We start from the raw sequence: 17,324 nt of genomic DNA, 5'->3' as shown, positions 1-17,324 counted from the left end.
CCGAATTTTAAAAAATAAGCGGCTATGCCAAGCCAAAATGCGAATAAAGGGCAAAACAGCGGCAAACGGCGCAACGTAAAAAAGGGGACAGGGTTTTGTAAAAATACACATCATTTAGCCTCTCATTTCTGCAAAACTCTCGCGCCCATTATCAGGCGTTACAAAACTGTCTTTAACGCGAATGCCCTTGTAAACCGTGGTGCCGCTTTTTGCCTTCCAAAATTGTCGCATTTGACCATCAGGCGCTTTAAAGCTAAGGCGTGTATAATCAGGAAAGCGGCGCGAAAAGGTGTTTTGCTTAAATTCCGCCGCGCCCTCTTTGCTAGCAAAATTGCAATAGCCAATATAAAGGTCACCGGGGGACGATGTGTCCTCTTCCTTGCCGGTCACAATGCAGGCCGCACGGATAAATGCACCAATCGGGTCGCTTTCCTCGCGATATTCATTAGTGGCAAGCAGCACCTTTTCAGGCGGGTTAAGGCCATAGTTTAAATAGTCCAATGCCCCACTTACCATCCATGCAAATATGCCTGATGCTTCATGGCGCAACTTATCAGGCAAAGCACGGTCAACATCTTCTTTGGGGATTTGAACCTCCCACGGTACTAAGAATACACGCCGCCAAATACCGTCAGATGTGTCGTCAATGCGCGGCTTATGGTTGCCTGAAAGGATAATCTTAAATTGCGGGTGCACTTCAAAAAAATCTTCATGCAAGCGCCGCACTGGGATAACTTCGCCGCCGGTTAAGGTCTTGATCAAAGCGTCTTTTAGTTTAACGCCCATTTCAGGCTCGCTCGCCGCAACAAGCCGCGCACCGGGTAACCGCGCAAGGTCGGGCGTTGCTTCCGCACCGCCGCGCCTTGTGTCACCGGCAAAAGAGTCGATTGATAAAGTCACCGCATAATCACCAATCACATGTGATAAAGCATCTATAAAGGTGGATTTACCGTTGCGCCCAGCACCATAGAAAAACAACAAACATTGCTCTGCCGTTGACCCAAGCAGACAATAGCCCATAAAGCGCTGTAAAAAGAGCCGAATGTCAGCATCAGGCAAAACCGTGGTTAAAAACTTAAGGAAATTTGGCGCTTCACAGTCTTTTTCAAATTGGGTTGGCGCAAGTTTGGATATGAGATCTTCAGGGCGGTGCGGGTCAAGGCGATAATTCCAATAATGCTTTGGCTCATTGTCAGTGCCAATATCTTCGCGATAAAAACGCAACGTGCCGCTACTCGTGTTGAAAGCATAAAGGTCGGCATTCATGTCGGTGACGACCTTAGCCACATGGGGCAGGGCTTCGGTGAGCATATTGTTTAATTTGCTGGTACCAGCCGAGCTTTTGGCATGGCGGTGGCGTGATGATTTGCGGCCATTGACTAGCTTTTTGGTGTCTTCCGCCTTTTCTAAAATATCGTCCAATTCCATATAGCGACCAAGCTTGTCACTATCCCAGTCTTTTTTGGGATAGCCCATTTTCTTTTGTTCAATCTTGGCGGCGCGGCCTTCGTCTAGTATCTTTTGCTCATCTTCCGTTGCGGTTAATAGATGTGCTTCATTGTCGATAAGTTCCGCCGTGTTTTGCGCCAATGGCCGCACAACTGAGCCATCATCATCTTCTTTCCAGCGTTTGCCGTCAAAACCATGCCAACCAATACGCGCCACATGCAAAACCGTATCGCCATAACGGTGCAAAAAACGCCGCCCATTACCGATGTCCGTCTCAGGCTCACCCATGCAATCGGATAATAATTCTTGTGGGTTGCTTTCAACGCTTGCGGTGTTATCCCTCGCTAAAGGGTGTGGGTTTTGCGTGGGCGTGCTTTGTCCAAGGGCTGCCGCCTCTTGCGCATTGGCAGCATCAAGCATTGCTTTGACAGATTCTGGTATATTATTGTTTTTGTTTTCTTTATCGCTCATCTTCAACCGCCATCATATCTGCCACATCGCGCCCCCGTGGCGGCCACACCACAATGATGCGGCGGTTAGGCTTGCTAAAGCGCACCTTGGCGCGGGTCATGGCGGCGGCAGTCATTACCCGCTCGCTATCACCATCAGCAATTAAAACCAGTTCGCTAATCCAATCAGGCACAAAAATGCAATTTGCCGCATCGCTCATTAATGGCTTGTCACCTGCTACAAAAACACGCCGCTCACGCCCCTTACTGTCGGTCATGGTTTGGCTTGGGTGGGTAAAGCGGCTTGCAGGATCAGCAGGGCCGCATAAATTGCCAAGGTCGCCTGCAGCTGCATAGATTGTGTCATTGCGCAAGCCTTCCGCAAGGCGTAAAGCAAGCACAGTTTCAATGCCTTCACCCACCACCATGCGCTTGCATTCAAAACGCGGCTTGAAATAGCCATCCCGATTAAACACAAAACCGCTTAGCGGAATGAGCCCGCCTTTTTTACTGCCGCGCATTTTCTTGGTTGGCAAAACCTCACCCGATTGTGGCTCGGTGATTAAGGGGCGATATTTCAGCGGGTTATTCAAATCAAGCCAAGTTAAATGGCAGCCAATAATCAGCCCATCAACATTGATAAAAGGCGCAACCATGGCTGGCCCTCTATAAATGATCTTAGAGCTGCCACCATTGTTAAAATAATAAGGCTCGTTCGATAGTAAACGCAGTGGAAAGCTAGAAATCGCCCCGCCGCAGCGCTTTGCTAAATAGGCATTAAAGGGGCTGTCTTGCAGCAACCGCCCCGCTTGCCACTTTTGCTTTGCCGCTTTTTGCTCTTTTTCGCGGTAAAATCGGGCTGCCGCATCCGCTTTCGCCCGTGACGCCGATGCCTTTTTTTGCCTTTGCTCAAAAAGCCACTTGGCTTTTAAACGCTCTTCCTCGCTCATTTCATTTTGCGGCGCAGCGCGGCCAAGCACGGTTTCAGAAGCTTTGATTAAATCCGCTCGCACATGCAAATCCAGCCCCAAAACATGGGCAGCAAGCGATAAGGCATGATGCCCACCCTTGGAGCAGCCACGGCAATTCCAAACATCTTTACGAATATTGTAAGAAAAGCGATCCTTGCCACCACATTGCGGGCAGGGGCCAGCATATTCACCATTGCGGGAAATTGTAGGCAAACCAAGATCAGCCACACAATCGGCAATTTTTACACTACCTGCTTCATCAATAAAAAGATTGATTATTGAACCACTCATGCTAACAATCTCCCTTGTGTGAAACGCGAGGGATAAGCATGCGCTGTGACATCAAACCAATAAAAAAATGGTACAAATTTATTTTTATCTATGCCGGGTGTTTTTTGATCTGCATTCTGTTTTTGTGGGTGTATTATACTTGCCGAGTATATGCTTCGGAGCTTCTCAAGTTGGAGGAGCCGCTGCCTTGGAATGGCGGAATAATAATAACCAGTATAGCTATGATTTTTGGTATACCTACAGCGTGGATTACTTGGAAAGAAAAATTTTTTAACAAGAATACAGACATTCAAGATGAACGTGCTCAACCACAAAACGATGACGATCGAGATACTCAGCAAATGTTGCTTGAAGGTGCTAAATTGCTTGGAGATCGTACATCTGAAGCTGAAAAAATAGCTGGCATAGCTTGTTTGGCTAATATCATTGAAGGGCAAAGCAAATTTAATAAACAAGCTGCAGCAGTACTTGGGACTATAGTAACAGAAACTGTTGCTAAAAAACCTCACGGAATTATTGTGGGTACGGATAAAGTTTTCTTTCAAGCTTTGGGTGTTTTGAATTCTTTTTATGAGTCTATTGATGATTTTTTCCCAGTCTATGGCTGCATCATTGAATGGGGGTATGGTAGAAAAAGTGATGTTTTGTGGCTTAATATTGAGCACATTACATATAAGGGATTTAATTTTGAAAATATTGACTTTAACAAAAATGTAGCTTCGCTGTCTGTTCGATCTTGTAGTTTTAATTATTGTAGAATTGATAGCCCTTATCGTTTGAGTGCATATCCCGACTTTGAAAGCGTTGATGATGAGCATTTTGACCCTGATGGGGTTTATAAAGCCACTACGGATATGGCGTCGAGAATTAGTCATTGTGTTTTCGACAATGGAAGTAAATCTGATACAACATTTCAACATGCTGATAATATTTGGAGTGCTGCGCCTCCCCAAGCTGATGAGACGTGTTATTATAATGATGAATTTATAATCGATAGTCGCATTAGGGGTGAACTTATGCACTATCACATCAAGCCTCTCAGCAGCCTCACAGCAGAAGAACGGCTGAAAGTTGGCCCGCAAACAACCTAACCCCACCATCACACGCTCCCCTTTTTCACACGGTCATCAACGCCGCCGCTATTGTTCATAAACTCAAGCAAAAAGATGATATTGCAGGCGGCGTGGGCAAGGTGGGGCAGACCGGATTCCGCGTCCAAATTCTCACCATTCCAAAAAGCAAATAGATGCCGCAGGGTGGCAGCGTAAAGCCGCCCCCAAACAAGCCCACCATCTGTTTGGCTGCGCCAATTATGGTCGCCATATTTTTGCGCACCAAAGGCTAAAACCTTAGCTATTTGCAGCAAAGGCTCCACAGGCAACAGGTCAAGGCGTGGTTTACCGCTATCATGCTTTGTTGCACTATTGGCTTGCGTTTCTATCATCTTAATAATCCCTATAGCTAAGGGCAAAAGGCGGGGCATTTAGCGCGGCATCATATTCTTCGCTATATAGCCATGTCATTTGCATGATTTTGCGCTTGTTAAAGCCCATTTGCTGCAGCAGCAAAATGCCCTGCTTTTGCTCCACTAGCGGCATAAAGCGCAGCCGTTTTACATCAACACAATTTTCAAATCCAAAGGGCGGCATCATACGGCCTCGCTTTGCATGAAAGCAGCGCGTTTTATTTGCAGCGCGGCAGCATGAAACATCTTTGGCTCTATGCCGTACCAAGCGCATAGTTTTAAAAAGCTATTTGTGCATAAGGGCGTGCCTTTTTCTGCCGCAACAATGCTTGGGTGTGGCAAACCAATTTTTTGCGCAAGCTGTTGTTGGCTAAGGTTTATAAAAACGCGCCGCCGCTCTATCATCAGGCCAAAAACACCCCAATCAATCAATTGGGCGCGCTGTGTCTTTAAACTTGACGTTTTAACTTGCTTGCTATGTTGGGTAATTGTACACATCATCATTCGCCCTCATTTTCATTTTGGCTAAGGCTCGCGCGTAAATGGTGGGCGCAGTAGGGGCGGCCATGTTTGCTAGCGCGTTTGCAACCACAAACAGGCATTAATGGCCCTGCCTCACTCATTGGGCTTGCTGCAAAAAACAAACAGCGGTCTTCACGCAAGGCGCGCTCATAACTCATTGGCACCACAATGAAGGGTTGTTGCCGTAATTGCTTAAAGTTGACGCCTAAATTGGGTTTATGGGGCTGCTCCCATGTGCCTTCACGCTGCTTTTGCAAATTAAGCAACATTTGCGATTTGACACGGCGCGGGAAATGCTGCGGATAATGGTTGTAAATCGCTTCATGGACGCGCTGTGGCTTGCAGCCCAAGGCATGTGCAATCTCACCGCCGCTTTTGCCGCGCTTCCACATAAAAGCAGCTTCTGCCAAGCGCTCTTTTGTCCAAAAGGCTTTTAAAGGGGCGGTGCTGCTCATTAGTAATCTCCACCAACCACATGCAGGGTGGAAACCTTGGCGCGGGCTAATTGCTGGCGCAGCTCAAGCATTTTAATTTCCATGGCACTGCATGCGCGGTCAATGTCGGCAGCCTCGGCAGGGGTTAGCTTGCCATCAGCAAAGGCGCGGCTGCCTGTTGCCATCACATCGCCCGATGCTGCCACAAGGTCTGAAAACTTGGCTAAGACTGAGCCCATGCTTTTACCCTCTTCATCAGGGGCAATCAGGCGGTAGCCATTAAGCGCGGCAAGGGCAGTGGTCACAAGCGGCAAGCCGCACTCATTTTCCAACATGTAAATAGCATTGGTGGGCATTAAATCGGGGTCGGTGGCATTGTTCCAACGGCCAACCTGACTTTTAGAAAGCGAGGTAATCTCAACACAGCGCTCAATGCCGCCGCATGTCTTGATTAAATCGCGCTGCGCCGCCTTTAAGCGGTGGAACCAAGCTTCGTTAACTATTGCCATTTTAAACAACCCCTTAAATTTAAGCAAAGCTTTCCCGTGGCGGGAAATTCCGCAAAACTTTCCCATAGTGGGAATAGATTTTTTATGGTTTTAATAGCGCTACCAAAGACACTTAAAACCGCACCAAAGGCGAAAGGCACATTTGATGAAACAAATTTTAAAACCACTGTTTGCAAATACGCTGTCACACAAGTTGCGGGCTTCAAATATTGCGCTTTTGGGCGAGGGGGGTGTCAAAAGCGCAGAATCTTCGTGGTGCTCCAAATCCTTAAACCTTTTCAACATCGGCATCTTGCAAACCGCTTATAATAGCAGGGCGCAAAATACCTTCTGGCCACACAACCCCGTCCGGCCAGTTTTGTGAATAAAACACCATGGCTTTTTCAAAAGTCTTGGTGGTTACATCAGATTTACCGCAAGCAATTGCATCTAATTTGGAACCTTGGTTAAGCACGATCGTTGATACACGCATGCGACCAATGCCACGCGCCTTGCCGTAAAGATCAGAAACAGTGATGAGTTGCTCGCGTAAATTCATAAACATAAAATGCGGTCATTATACCTCATTGTCAAGTACAAATTGACCGCCTTAACAAAAATAATAATGAGGGCGATAATCCGCAAATGAAAACAACAGTGTTAGATCGAATCAAACTAAGAATGGAAGAATTGGGTATGGCGCCAGAGGCTGTGTCCAAAAAGGCTGGGCTTGACCGCAGTTACCTCCGCAGGCTTTTTGATCGTGGTGCTTCGCCGCGGGTTGATACAATGGCAAAAATTGCGAGTGCGTTAGAATTAACAGTAGAAGATCTTCTTGCTGAAGCAGATTTGCCTGAGGCAAAAATTAAGAGAAAGGTTGCTCAGGCTGAGCAATCTCATAATCTCGAAGTGGCTCCTGCTAGTATATCTGTTCCAAGTCAATCTAACATGCATAAGGATTTACCGGTGCTTGGTACAGCAGCGGGAAGCCACACAAATGGTGTTTTGTCTCTTGAAGCCAATATTATTGAATATGTCCGCCGCCCACCGGGGGTGGAGGCTGTAAAAGATGCTTATGCTGTTTATGTTGAGGGTGATTCAATGGAGCCGCGCTATTATGCAGGCGATCTCATTATTGCCCACCCGCATCGCCCACCACGCATTGGCGATTCAGTTGTGGTGCAATTCAAACGCGGTGAGACAGACTATCAAGAAGCGATCATCGGCATATTGCATAAGCGTAGCGGTTCAAAAATTGAAATTGAAAAGCTAAATCCGCAAAATATTCTCAATTTTGACGCAGATAACGTGATCGCAATTCATCGTATTTTAAGTTTAAATGATTTGTTGGGAGTGTAATTCGGTTATGTTTGATAATCCTCTTAGGCGGGCGATATTTGCTAGTGATCTCGAAAAATCAAGCGACATTTTGCGCTCAGATCCTCACATTAAATTTGCATATTACACAAATACAGAAACACTTTTTAGTATTATAACCAATAAGTCAATGTGGATGCGTAATATAAAACTTATGAACGACGCATCAGAGTTTAGCTATGCCAATCAAGCGCTAGTTGATGCAATCCGTAATCCATTGATCATGGAAAAGCTTGAAAAGATATGCCAAAAAATTAACGACAGAAGTGGCAATCCTATACCTGTTTGGCGCTTTCTCGCTATTATGGAAGATCAAAACAATAGATATGCCATTAAATCTACGTTTATTACTTGCTTTACTGAACATAAAGAGGGTGATTTAGGTAGATTATCTATGTGGAGAGCTTATGGCAAGGGAAGCTATGGGGTTGCAATTGTCTTTAAAGGTCACTCTTCGCAGTTAAGGCGCCCTCCATTATTCAAGGTGGAATATTTAGAGATAGATTTTGCTTTTAAATACTTAAATAATTTGCTTGAAGAAATTTTAAGTGAATGGGATCTTCTTGAAGAGATATATTTGAAGGAGAGCCCTAGAATTTTAGAAAATTTCATAGGAGACTTTTTCCATGCGTTATTCTTCAAGTCTTTTCTTGTTAAGCACCCCGGTTTTCATGAGGAAAACGAGTGGAGGTTGGTTAATTTATCTTTACAGAATAAAAAGACTATTGTGAAAAATGGTGTGCCACAAATCATTCTTGATCAACCATTAAATTACTTATTTCCTAGTCAAGTCGCAGGTAATTTAGAAAGCTCTCTTGATCACATAATAATCGGTCCTTGCGATAATCCTGCCATAGCCAAAGAAGCGATATTAGCAAAGGCTAACGAATGCGGCTTAAAACTAGATGATAATCAAATTAGGATTTCGGGTATCCCGCTTCGTAAAGATTAATCGAGAAATAAAAATTGTGAGGTGGAATGAAGAACGAGTGTTCAAAGCAAAAGGTAACCAATGCCGAAATTGATGAACCTTATGAACGAAGTAAACGTCTTGTAAAATGGATTCGGAGATTTTCCATAGTATACGTATTGATTTATTTCGCTTTTTTTATGCCTTTTGCAGTTGATGCTCCTATTGTCGGTAATAGTAATGACGTAGATAATTATTTCAGTAAAGTTTGGAATTCGATTCAAAGTCTTGGCAGTTTAGGCTTAAATGGCTTAGGGGATGCTTTGGCTGGGTTGTTTGCTCCCTTAGCGTTCCTATGGCTTGCGGCGGCGGTTTATGTGCAATCCAATCAATTGCGCAGTCAACAGCTTGAATTGCGCGAGCAGCGTGAAGAGATGAACGAAACCCAAATTTTAATGGAAAAACAAATTGAAGCCACAGAGGCGCAAACAAAAATTTTAGATGCACAATATAGGGATATTAAGAAAAAGGAAGTAAGTGAACTCATAAAATTAAAGCTCACAAATATAAAGTATTTGGTAGGTAAATTGGATTGTTTAAATGTCCAAGTTAAAATTTATCCACTAAGAGGGAAGCGCCCAAAAAGATTTTTAGATAAAAATATTGATGGCGAAAATATTATGCAAGCGTTGGATATAGCAGAGGCCAATATAAAATACAAAAATTACCCTAGAGGATACAGACCCCTTTATTATCATTCTGAACATATTGACTTTATAAGTATTCAAAATGAAAGCTTAGAATATATATTTGAATGCTTTAATACAAATATATATCAGTTGAAGAAAATTTTATATGAAAATCGAAAAAGGCTTTTAGCAGAAATAGAATATAATAAAAAAGCTTATGGCGATGTTATTAATTTATTAAAAGATATTGACCTACTTAGTCGAAGTGCAAATGCTGATTGTTTTGAATATTTGACACTATTTGATTTAAAAGGTTTTTCAGAAAATATTAAAGCAATAAATGCAATTATACCTACATTAAAAGTTTGTACAAAAAAGGATTAGGTGAATAGAAATTTTTGATTACTAATATAAATATTCACATTTATGCGGTCAAATGTCCTTAATGTATTGACGCGGTCAAAATTCCGCGTTATATTGCTTCTAATCACTATGATTAGGAGGGCATTATGCCACATTCCATGACTTTGCAGCGCAGTGCTGCTGCTTCCAACAATTTTTCACCGAGCCCAATTCCCACACGCTGCCATGCTATGATGCTTGCCATGCAAGATATTGCGGCAGCAAAGGGCAATGTCGATGTTGCTGATTTAAAAAATGCTGGCTTTGGTGATGATGAAATTGCCACCTATGGCAATAAGGCCGTAAGCCTTGCACAAAGCTTTGCGGTTAAAGCGGTGTGCAAACCCAAGCAGAGCTTGCCGCAAATACCGCTTATCATTGCGGCAAGTGAAGCTACGCCACCGCAATTTGATAATATCATCAATAATGACAAGCTAGCCAACCTTTGGCGCAATTATTGCGCTTGTGTTGCTGCGTTTAAACTGCACCCATGGCACCCCTTGCGTGAGCGCTGCATTGCCATGCTTGCGCAATATTTAGCGGCGGTTAACATTGGCCAAGCAAGCCGCGCCGCCATTATCCGCCAAGTGGAAGCGCATTTGCGGGCCATTCCTCTTTGTCAAAAGGTGTAGGCTCATGCAAAAACCCATCGCACCACAAGCCATTGAAACTATTGCCAAGATTGTTGATATTTTACCAATAGATAATGACGAATTGGCACAACAAGTCTTAGCAATGACCTTTAAGGCGGTTTGCAATACGCTTAATATGAGCAAAGACGAAATAATCATTGCTTTTATCCGCATTATTGAAGCGGAAGAAGAAGGTAGAAAAGCCAAAGCACCTTTGGCCAACTAAGCCATAACCCAACCCACATTTTTAGGAGTACCTCATGCAACGCGACAGCGTTTGCAGTGGAGTTCTATTGTCTTTTAACAAGGTTTCTACAATGACCCAAGATGAAGCACGACAAAAAGCTATTAAAGCAGGCGTTGAAAGCTTAAAGGCAGGTTTTGCCAATGTTTTTGACCATGATGAATGGCTAAAAGCGCTTAACCTTGCCCTTGATATTTTTACCGAGCAATGCGGTTTTATAAAAGACCCGCCAAAACAGGGGCAGGGGTTAGAAAAAGGAGTTTATGTTGCTTTCGATAGCCAAGAAAAAGCAGTTGAGTTTATTGCTAATCCTGCGCAATTTGAAGGCCACCTTGCCGTACAAGCTGACTTATATACAAGACTAGCGGTAGCTTATAAAAAAGCCGCCAATATGGGCGGCACTGTGCGGCTTCTTCCACAAGAATATCAAACGCAAATTGTAGACAAGTTTTAAAGTGTAACGAGGTTAAGGTTATGGCCGCGCGCATTCCACCTATTACTGTTGCCTTGCTCGAATCCTATTTGGATTATCTTGCCAACCTAATGGTGGAGCATGCGCCAGAATTTGATGAGTGCTTGCCAATTTATGAACGCTTAGAGGCCGAAATTGAAATTTTAAAAAATCGTGAAAAGCGGCTTGCGGCTGTTTATGCCCGGGCTAATAAGTTAAAAGCACAACAACCCAAGATTAAAGAATCGAAGGATCAAACGGCAAGGCAATCCGATTGAGCTGTTCCCACTGCCACAATAAACCGCCACCAGAACCATAACGTGGGCGGCTATTAGCGTGCCCCATCAATGCCATACGCAATTCATGATCGACATCGGCCTCTTTCATTCTATCTTCAAAAGCATGCCTAAATGAGTAGATCACTTGATTCTCATTTTCAAATAGGCCATTTTCCCTGAAAAACTTATTAAGCGTGTTGGATAAGGTTGTTTCCTTGTCGCGATATCGTTTAAAGCCGTTACGATGCAGTCTTATAGCCTCTAAAGCCACGCCAATAAGCGGAATGCGCCTAACGCTGGAGCTTGTTTTTATCTCGCGTGGATCTGCGGGGTCTATTCGCGGTGCTATAGCAATAAAGGGTACTTCACCATCAAGGTGGATATTTTGCGAGCCAAGATTGCAAATCTCGCCAAGGCGCGCACCAGTATCTGCTAAAATAAAAACCACATGACGTGCTTCGTCATTTAGCTTTGCCAATGCACTTGGTTGGTAAATCTTGCTTTTAATCCAATTAATTGAAAAAGGTGGGCGTGATTTTTTTACTTCTTTAAAGGATAGGTTAGCCAAGGGGTTATTATAGTCTTGTTGGCCAAGATGAGAAAAATATGAGCTTAAAAAAACGCGGGCATTGCCAATTTGCCGGTTGCCCCAGGATGCAGAGTGCGATGGTTTGCGATCTTTAGGCACTACTGATTCTGAAAGTTTTCTATAAAATAATAAAGCATCGTCGCGTGTGACCTGGCTGATTTCTTTATCACCAATTGCATCGCGGAATAAGCGAAGGGTGGCGCGGCGCTCTTTTAGCCAACGCTCTTTTTGCCCTTGGCTTTTGCCAGTCAATGTATGGGGGACGATATCTGAAAAATATAATTTTTCAGCTGCTTGCAGCGAATTTTGCGGCGCTGCGTATTTGCCAAGCAAACTTTGTGCAATTTGTGTAGGCATTGGCTTTTCAGTTAAAGCTGAAAAACGGCTAATAATTTCTTCCAATGATGCCTTGGCAAGATCACCAGCTGTTTTATAAGCGAAGCCAAAAGCCTCAGCCTGTCTTACGGCCACGTTATATTGTTCCATTGCTTGCAGGTTATCGGTGCCAAGCATTAAGGCTGCCCATAAAGCATTGTCAGCTTTTTCATGAATATCACGCTTGGCGCGGGCAATAATAAGGTCCCTGGTATGAAGCGCTGTTTGGATAATTGGGCTGCGTTTATCTAGATCAATAATGGTTTTTGGCACCCGTCTTTTATAGACATAATTGCCATTGCGCAGCATGAGATAACGATCTTGATTTGTAGCCTTTGCCCCCACGGTCATACTCTTTTCAAACATATTGTGTGACATTTAGTATGTCATAATGTGTGGCAAAACAGAGTAAATATCAAGATAGGAAAATTTAAAAAATTAAAACACCAATAAAATCAAAGGGTTATGATTTTTGTGTGGTGCGGACGGCGGGAATCGAACCCGCACGATCGTTGGATCGAGGGATTTTAAGTCCCTTGCGTCTACCAATTCCGCCACGTCCGCGCAAGGTTCTTATATGCAAACAATTCGCCAATGTGAAGCGAAAATTTTAAATTTTTTCATTTTTTTTTTGATCTTGGGATAACTTTTGAAATTTTATAGAATAGTCCAATGAAAACAAAATCTTGTATTTTTGTAAAATATATTTCTTAGAGTTGAGTTTTTTGAATTTTTATAAGGAAAAGAATATTTTTGTTCAAAACGCCCTAGTCTTAATCGATGGTCACTGGCGTTTTTTCGTAATATTTTTACCCAAATATAACAAATGTGGTTGTTTAAAAGGATTAGTTTGTAAATATACAATCCTCAGTGCATATCTTATCACAATTGCGACAAAAGGTTTTCAATCTCTCATTGTTATAGTAGGTGATAATTGTCAGGTTTTCTTGCTGTTAAAATAATAAGGACAATAAAATGACTGCTTTTTTGGAAAATGTTCAGCATGCAGCTGAAACATTGAGGGGATTGTTCCCAGAAACGCCATTACAAAAAAATGAATTTTTGTCAGAGCGTTATGGAGCGGAAATTTATTTAAAGCGTGAAGATTTGACGCCGGTGCGTTCCTATAAGATTCGCGGCGCCTTTAATTTTGTTTCCTCGATGTTAGATCAAGTTTCACCCGCTCAAGCATTTGTTTGTGCTTCGGCAGGCAATCATGCGCAAGGGCTTGCGTTTGTTTGTCAATATTTTGGCCGCAACGCCGTAATTTTTATGCCGGTGACAACGCCACAACAAAAAATTGACAAAACGCGCGCATTTGGGCGTGAATTTGTAGAGATTCGCTTGATCGGTGATACTTTTGATCAATGTTATGCGGCTGCGCAAGATTTTGTGGCTAATGGCGGCGGTGTCATGGCTCCTCCGTTTGATGATATGGGGATTATAACAGGGCAAGCTACTGTTGCTTATGAAATTTCACAGCAATGGATGTATGAAACTCCGCCAGATTTGATTGTAGTACCCGTCGGTGGTGGGGGGCTTGCTAGCGGCGTTTCAACCTTTGTAAAAGATAGTGGCTGGGCTACCGCAATGCGGTTTGCCGAGCCAGAAGGTGCTTCTAGTTTATTTAAAACTTTACAAGCTGGCGAGCGCGTTAAACTCGATAAAATGGATACATTTGTTGATGGTGCTGCTGTTGCGCTTATCGGTGGGATGAATTTTGATATATTAAAACGCTTTGCGCCGCGTGATGTTATTCGCATCCCCGAAAATCGTCTATGTGCAACTATGATTGAAATGCTTAATATCGAAGGTATTGTGGTCGAGCCGGCAGGTGCTTTGGCTATTGATGCTCTAAAAGATATGGGAGCTAATGAATTGCGTGGCAAGCGCATTGTTCTTGTTGTATCGGGTGGTAATTTTGATTTTGAACGGCTGCCTGACGTTAAGGAACGCGCATTGCGGTTTGAAGGTTTGAAAAAATATTATATCTTCCGCTTTCCACAGCGCCCTGGTGCATTGCGCGCCTTTCTCGATTTGTTAGGGCCTGATGATGATGTGGCGCGTTTTGAGTATTTGAAAAAATCTGCGCGTAATTTCGGCTCGGTTTTGATTGCTATTGAAACCAAGCATAAAGAAAATTTTGTTTTGCTTAATAAAAAATTTGATGAATCTGGTTGGGCCTATAGTGATGTAACTCTTGATCCGGTTCTATTCGATTTTGTTATTTAACTTAAGTATGGATAATAATGTTGGCGGACTGTATAAGGCTAGGTCAAGTAATTGGATAATTGCTAGGATAAGCATCGGCTGCCAATATTGGTCTTATGATCGTAAAAAATATTTTATGCAAAATATCTATAAAGTTTATGTATTATAGCAATTATCTAATTTGCTATTTGAGTAAAAGGCTTTAAGTTGAATTTAAAGTGATAGGAATTGGAAAATAATTATGGCGAAAATATCAAGCATTATTATTGGTGTATTCATGCTTTTAGCCTTGGCTATAAATGCCAATGCTCGTCAGCCTAGCGGACTTGAACAACGCGAATTGGTTTTATTAGTAAAAAATATTAATGACGCGGTAGAAAAAAAAGATTTTTCAATTCTTGTCAACTCAATGCCTGAGCGCCTTTATAAAGAAATGGCGATTAAAATGTATACAACCGAGGTTGTATTGCGTGAAGATTTTAAAAAGCAAATTACGCAACAATTTAGCAATGCCATTGAAGGTGGTTATCAGCTAGATGGTGATAAAATAGAATATAAGGAAACAGCCGATGGCACATTCTATGCTCTGATTCCAACGCGTTTCGAAACGTCACAGGCGGTAATTGAGTCGCAAACCTTGGCTATTTTTGATAATACTAAATGGCATATTGTTTTGGGGGGGCAAAAAACTGTACAAAATCCAGTTTTCTTAGAAATCTACCCTTCTTTTCAAAATGTAAGTGTTCCAGTTGGTAAAGCTATTGCTAAATAATGTTGTTATGGACAACTGGGTGACTTTTGCTTAGAACGACGGCGGGGTTTTTCGATGCCTTGCTTTTATTTTAAGTTACGATAGATCATTCCCGATCCAGTCATAATATCAAGATATATGTTTTGAAGTGCTGAAATTTAAATAGTAAAAGCATATTGCTTTTTGACTAAAATAGGCTTATAGAGCACCAAGCAATCCATTGCTAAAAAGTGCATGATAAAAATTGTGCAACATTATTTGTTTATCATTTGAGAACTGATATAATATTAAAGTTAAGTATGGCATTTTAAATGCCAACTTTGTATTTTCCGATGACATAAAATCCAACGGAATTTAACAGCTTTTGAAGGCTGTGCCCATTGCAAGGCAGTTATTAGCTGCATATTTGGGTTTTTAACATTGTTTTATACATTTAGGGACACGCGGTCTTCATATTTCGAAGAAGGCACGGAATGTTTTAAACATAAATGAAACATAGACTGTCCCAAAATTTTTGAACTTAAGAAAGTATTTTAAATTGACAAATTCTAATTCATCCGGCTTCGCTGATTTCGGATTGCCTGAGCTATTGCTTAAAAATTTAGATCGCGCCGGTATGGTATCACCAAAGCCTATTCAAGAAGAAGCTTTGCCTGTTATGCTCGATGGAAAAGATCTTTTAGGTATTGCTCAGACAGGTTCTGGTAAAACCTTGGCTTTCAGTTTGCCGATTATTGCCCAAATTATCAAAAAAGGTGATAAGCGCCGCCCCAAAAGCGCACGCGCGCTTATTCTTGCGCCAACACGTGAACTTGCGCAGCAAATTCTTGATGCTATCAGCGCAATGACGAAAGATATGCATTTGTCATTAGGTCTTGTCCTAGGCGGTGTGTCGCGCTTAAAGCAAATCAAGCGTGTGGGGCCGGGTGTCGATATTTTGATTGCAACTCCCGGTCGCTTGATGGATCTCGTTCGTGATAAGGAAATTGATCTATCACAAACCCAATATTTAGTGCTTGATGAAGCAGATCGTATGCTTGATATGGGCTTTATTAACGATGTGCGTAAAATTGCGTCATTATTGCGTAAAGATCGTCAGACCGCATTGTTCTCTGCAACGATGCCAAAGGAAATTAGCGCGCTTGCTGCAAGCTTGTTGAATGATCCGGTAAGAGTTGAGACAGCTCCACAAGGCACGACAGCAGCTGATATTAATCAGATTGTTTATGGTGTTCATCGCCGCAATAAAAAAGATGGTCTTTTAGGTCTATTGGCAGATGACGCTTTGCGTTCTGTTATTGTTTTCTCTCGCACCAAGCATGGTGCGGATGCGATTAAGCGTGATCTTGATCGTGCTGGTGTTTTATCTGGCGTTATTCATGGTAATAAAACCCAAAATGCGCGTCAAAAAGCATTGAATGGTTTCCGTAGTGGTGCTTTACGGGTTCTTGTCGCAACCGATATTGTGGCACGCGGTATTGATGTGCCTGGTATCAGTCATGTTATCAATTATGATTTGCCTGATGAAGCTGAAAGCTATGTCCATCGTATTGGTCGTACCGGTCGTAATGGTGCTTCGGGCGAGGCAATCACCTTGTTTGATGCAGAGACTGAAACAGTAAGATTGCGCGGTGTGCAGCGTGTAACGCGCAAAAAATTTGCAGTTGAGCCGTTAAGCGATGAAGTAATGAAGCGCAAGCCTGTGCCAGTTGAATTACCTCCAGAGGAGGACGAGCGTCCTTCACGTGGTCGTAATGGTAAAGGCAAGCCAAATACTTCGCGTTTTGCCAAGGGGCGTGCCGAACGTAAACGTGGCGGAGAAGATACAGGTTCAAGAGGCAGCCGTTCAGGCGGTCGTAATGATAGGTCATTCCAAGGTGCCGGCCGTAAACGTGAAGATTCTTCTTTTGATGGTGATCGTAAAGAGCGTTCATCAGCTGGCGAACGCCAAAGCTACGAGGGCAAAAAGCGTAATGGCGGGCAAGGTGAAAGACGTGGCTCAAATGCTAATGCTTCAGCGAAAAAGAAAAGCGGTTTCCAAGGTGGGCGTGGTTCACGTCGCCCAAATCGCGAGTCTTATGCAGCCTAATTAATTTTTCTGGTGCAAATTATCATTGCGGCAGGATGGTTCTTATAGGGTATATCCCTTAGTATCATAGATAAAGGCCCGTCATTTGATGGGCCTTTATTTTGGTTAAAGTATTAATACAATATTGGCCCATTATTGTGTGGGACAAAATTTGTGTGAACCGATTATCAAATTACATGCGCTAATTGAATAATATTGATGGTTTTGACAAAAAATGCTTGAGCAAGCTGCATTAATGTGTATCGTTGCGACACTTA

At 42.8% G+C, this 17,324-nt stretch carries 20 protein-coding genes and 1 tRNA gene; 11 read left to right on the top strand and 10 right to left on the bottom strand.

Annotated features, from left to right (window positions below; all coding sequences use genetic code 11):
* Positions 1-114: 114 nt before the first annotated feature.
* Entirely contained in the window at positions 115-1,920 is a 1,806-nt protein-coding gene (locus tag H3299_RS07780) for a phage/plasmid primase, P4 family (protein WP_182417133.1), read from the bottom strand.
* Positions 1,910-3,160 carry a primase-helicase zinc-binding domain-containing protein gene (locus tag H3299_RS07775; protein WP_182417132.1) on the bottom strand — a complete coding sequence of 417 codons (1,251 nt, stop codon included), beginning with the start codon at positions 3,158-3,160 and terminating at the stop codon, positions 1,910-1,912. The genes H3299_RS07780 and H3299_RS07775 overlap by 11 nt, the downstream gene beginning before the upstream one ends.
* Before the next feature lie 38 nt (positions 3,161-3,198).
* On the opposite strand from H3299_RS07775, the gene H3299_RS07770 reads away from it, so the two are divergent.
* A complete protein-coding gene (locus H3299_RS07770; RefSeq protein WP_182417131.1) occupies positions 3,199-4,251 on the top strand; it encodes a hypothetical protein in 1,053 nt (350 codons plus the stop codon).
* 8 nt (positions 4,252-4,259) lie between these two features.
* On the opposite strand, the gene H3299_RS07765 is transcribed toward H3299_RS07770, so the two are convergent.
* The 6 genes from H3299_RS07765 to H3299_RS07740 all read right to left on the bottom strand — a co-directional run bounded on the left by H3299_RS07765 (position 4,260) and on the right by H3299_RS07740 (position 6,634).
* Positions 4,260-4,604, bottom strand: coding sequence for a dATP/dGTP diphosphohydrolase domain-containing protein (locus H3299_RS07765; protein WP_182417130.1), 345 nt, complete (start codon positions 4,602-4,604; stop codon positions 4,260-4,262).
* Position 4,605: 1 nt separating this feature from the next.
* Complete coding sequence (locus H3299_RS07760) at positions 4,606-4,812, bottom strand: hypothetical protein (RefSeq protein ID WP_182417129.1); 207 nt, start codon at positions 4,810-4,812, stop codon at positions 4,606-4,608.
* A complete protein-coding gene (locus H3299_RS07755; protein ID WP_182417128.1) occupies positions 4,809-5,129 on the bottom strand; it encodes a helix-turn-helix transcriptional regulator in 321 nt (106 codons plus the stop codon). Before H3299_RS07755 ends, H3299_RS07760 begins: the two co-directional genes overlap by 4 nt.
* Positions 5,126-5,602 (bottom strand): hypothetical protein, encoded by a 477-nt coding sequence (locus H3299_RS07750; RefSeq protein ID WP_182417127.1) that lies wholly within the window; start codon positions 5,600-5,602, stop codon positions 5,126-5,128. Before H3299_RS07750 ends, H3299_RS07755 begins: the two co-directional genes overlap by 4 nt.
* Complete coding sequence (locus H3299_RS07745; RefSeq protein WP_182417126.1) at positions 5,602-6,090, bottom strand: phage regulatory CII family protein; 489 nt, start codon at positions 6,088-6,090, stop codon at positions 5,602-5,604. The genes H3299_RS07750 and H3299_RS07745 overlap by 1 nt, the downstream gene beginning before the upstream one ends.
* Before the next feature lie 268 nt (positions 6,091-6,358).
* Positions 6,359-6,634: a hypothetical protein gene (locus H3299_RS07740; protein ID WP_246708042.1), complete on the bottom strand. Its 276-nt coding sequence runs from the start codon at positions 6,632-6,634 to the stop codon at positions 6,359-6,361.
* An 80-nt stretch (positions 6,635-6,714) separates the two neighbouring features.
* On the opposite strand from H3299_RS07740, the gene H3299_RS07735 reads away from it, so the two are divergent.
* From H3299_RS07735 to H3299_RS07705, 7 genes are all read left to right on the top strand, one after another.
* Positions 6,715-7,428, top strand: coding sequence for an XRE family transcriptional regulator (locus H3299_RS07735; RefSeq protein WP_182417125.1), 714 nt, complete (start codon positions 6,715-6,717; stop codon positions 7,426-7,428).
* 7 nt (positions 7,429-7,435) lie between these two features.
* Positions 7,436-8,398: a DUF2971 domain-containing protein gene (locus H3299_RS07730; protein ID WP_182417124.1), complete on the top strand. Its 963-nt coding sequence runs from the start codon at positions 7,436-7,438 to the stop codon at positions 8,396-8,398.
* 26 nt (positions 8,399-8,424) lie between these two features.
* Entirely contained in the window at positions 8,425-9,429 is a 1,005-nt protein-coding gene (locus H3299_RS07725; RefSeq protein ID WP_182417123.1) for a hypothetical protein, read from the top strand.
* 125 nt (positions 9,430-9,554) lie between these two features.
* Complete coding sequence (locus H3299_RS07720) at positions 9,555-10,079, top strand: hypothetical protein (RefSeq protein WP_182417122.1); 525 nt, start codon at positions 9,555-9,557, stop codon at positions 10,077-10,079.
* Between the two features lie 4 nt (positions 10,080-10,083).
* Positions 10,084-10,305, top strand: a complete 222-nt coding sequence (locus H3299_RS07715; protein ID WP_182417121.1) for a hypothetical protein — start codon at positions 10,084-10,086, stop codon at positions 10,303-10,305.
* Positions 10,306-10,339: 34 nt separating this feature from the next.
* Positions 10,340-10,777 carry a hypothetical protein gene (locus H3299_RS07710; protein ID WP_182417120.1) on the top strand — a complete coding sequence of 146 codons (438 nt, stop codon included), beginning with the start codon at positions 10,340-10,342 and terminating at the stop codon, positions 10,775-10,777.
* A gap of 20 nt (positions 10,778-10,797) precedes the next feature.
* Positions 10,798-11,052 (top strand): hypothetical protein, encoded by a 255-nt coding sequence (locus H3299_RS07705; protein ID WP_182417119.1) that lies wholly within the window; start codon positions 10,798-10,800, stop codon positions 11,050-11,052.
* Here H3299_RS07705 and H3299_RS07700 read toward each other — a convergent pair.
* Both H3299_RS07700 and H3299_RS07695 read right to left on the bottom strand, forming a co-directional pair.
* Positions 11,012-12,394 carry a tyrosine-type recombinase/integrase gene (locus tag H3299_RS07700; protein ID WP_182417118.1) on the bottom strand — a complete coding sequence of 461 codons (1,383 nt, stop codon included), beginning with the start codon at positions 12,392-12,394 and terminating at the stop codon, positions 11,012-11,014. The two genes, H3299_RS07705 and H3299_RS07700, sit on opposite strands and share 41 nt — an antisense overlap.
* Positions 12,395-12,493: 99 nt before the next feature.
* Positions 12,494-12,580: transfer RNA gene (locus tag H3299_RS07695), tRNA-Leu, on the bottom strand.
* A 411-nt stretch (positions 12,581-12,991) separates the two neighbouring features.
* On the opposite strand from H3299_RS07695, the gene ilvA reads away from it, so the two are divergent.
* From ilvA to H3299_RS07680, 3 genes are all read left to right on the top strand, one after another.
* Positions 12,992-14,248 (top strand): threonine ammonia-lyase IlvA, encoded by a 1,257-nt coding sequence (gene ilvA / locus H3299_RS07690; RefSeq protein WP_182417117.1) that lies wholly within the window; start codon positions 12,992-12,994, stop codon positions 14,246-14,248.
* Positions 14,249-14,468: 220 nt separating this feature from the next.
* Positions 14,469-14,999, top strand: a complete 531-nt coding sequence (locus tag H3299_RS07685; protein WP_182417116.1) for a hypothetical protein — start codon at positions 14,469-14,471, stop codon at positions 14,997-14,999.
* A 517-nt stretch (positions 15,000-15,516) separates the two neighbouring features.
* The gene (locus tag H3299_RS07680; protein WP_246708041.1) at positions 15,517-17,067 is read left to right on the top strand and encodes a DEAD/DEAH box helicase; all 1,551 of its coding nucleotides are present in this window, start codon (positions 15,517-15,519) and stop codon (positions 17,065-17,067) included.
* Positions 17,068-17,324: the final 257 nt, after the last annotated feature.

Source organism: Bartonella sp. HY038, assembly GCF_014117425.1.
Lineage (GTDB): Bacteria > Pseudomonadota > Alphaproteobacteria > Rhizobiales > Rhizobiaceae > HY038.
Note: the sequence above shows the minus strand (reverse complement) of the source record. Positions and strands in the feature narration are given on the sequence as shown.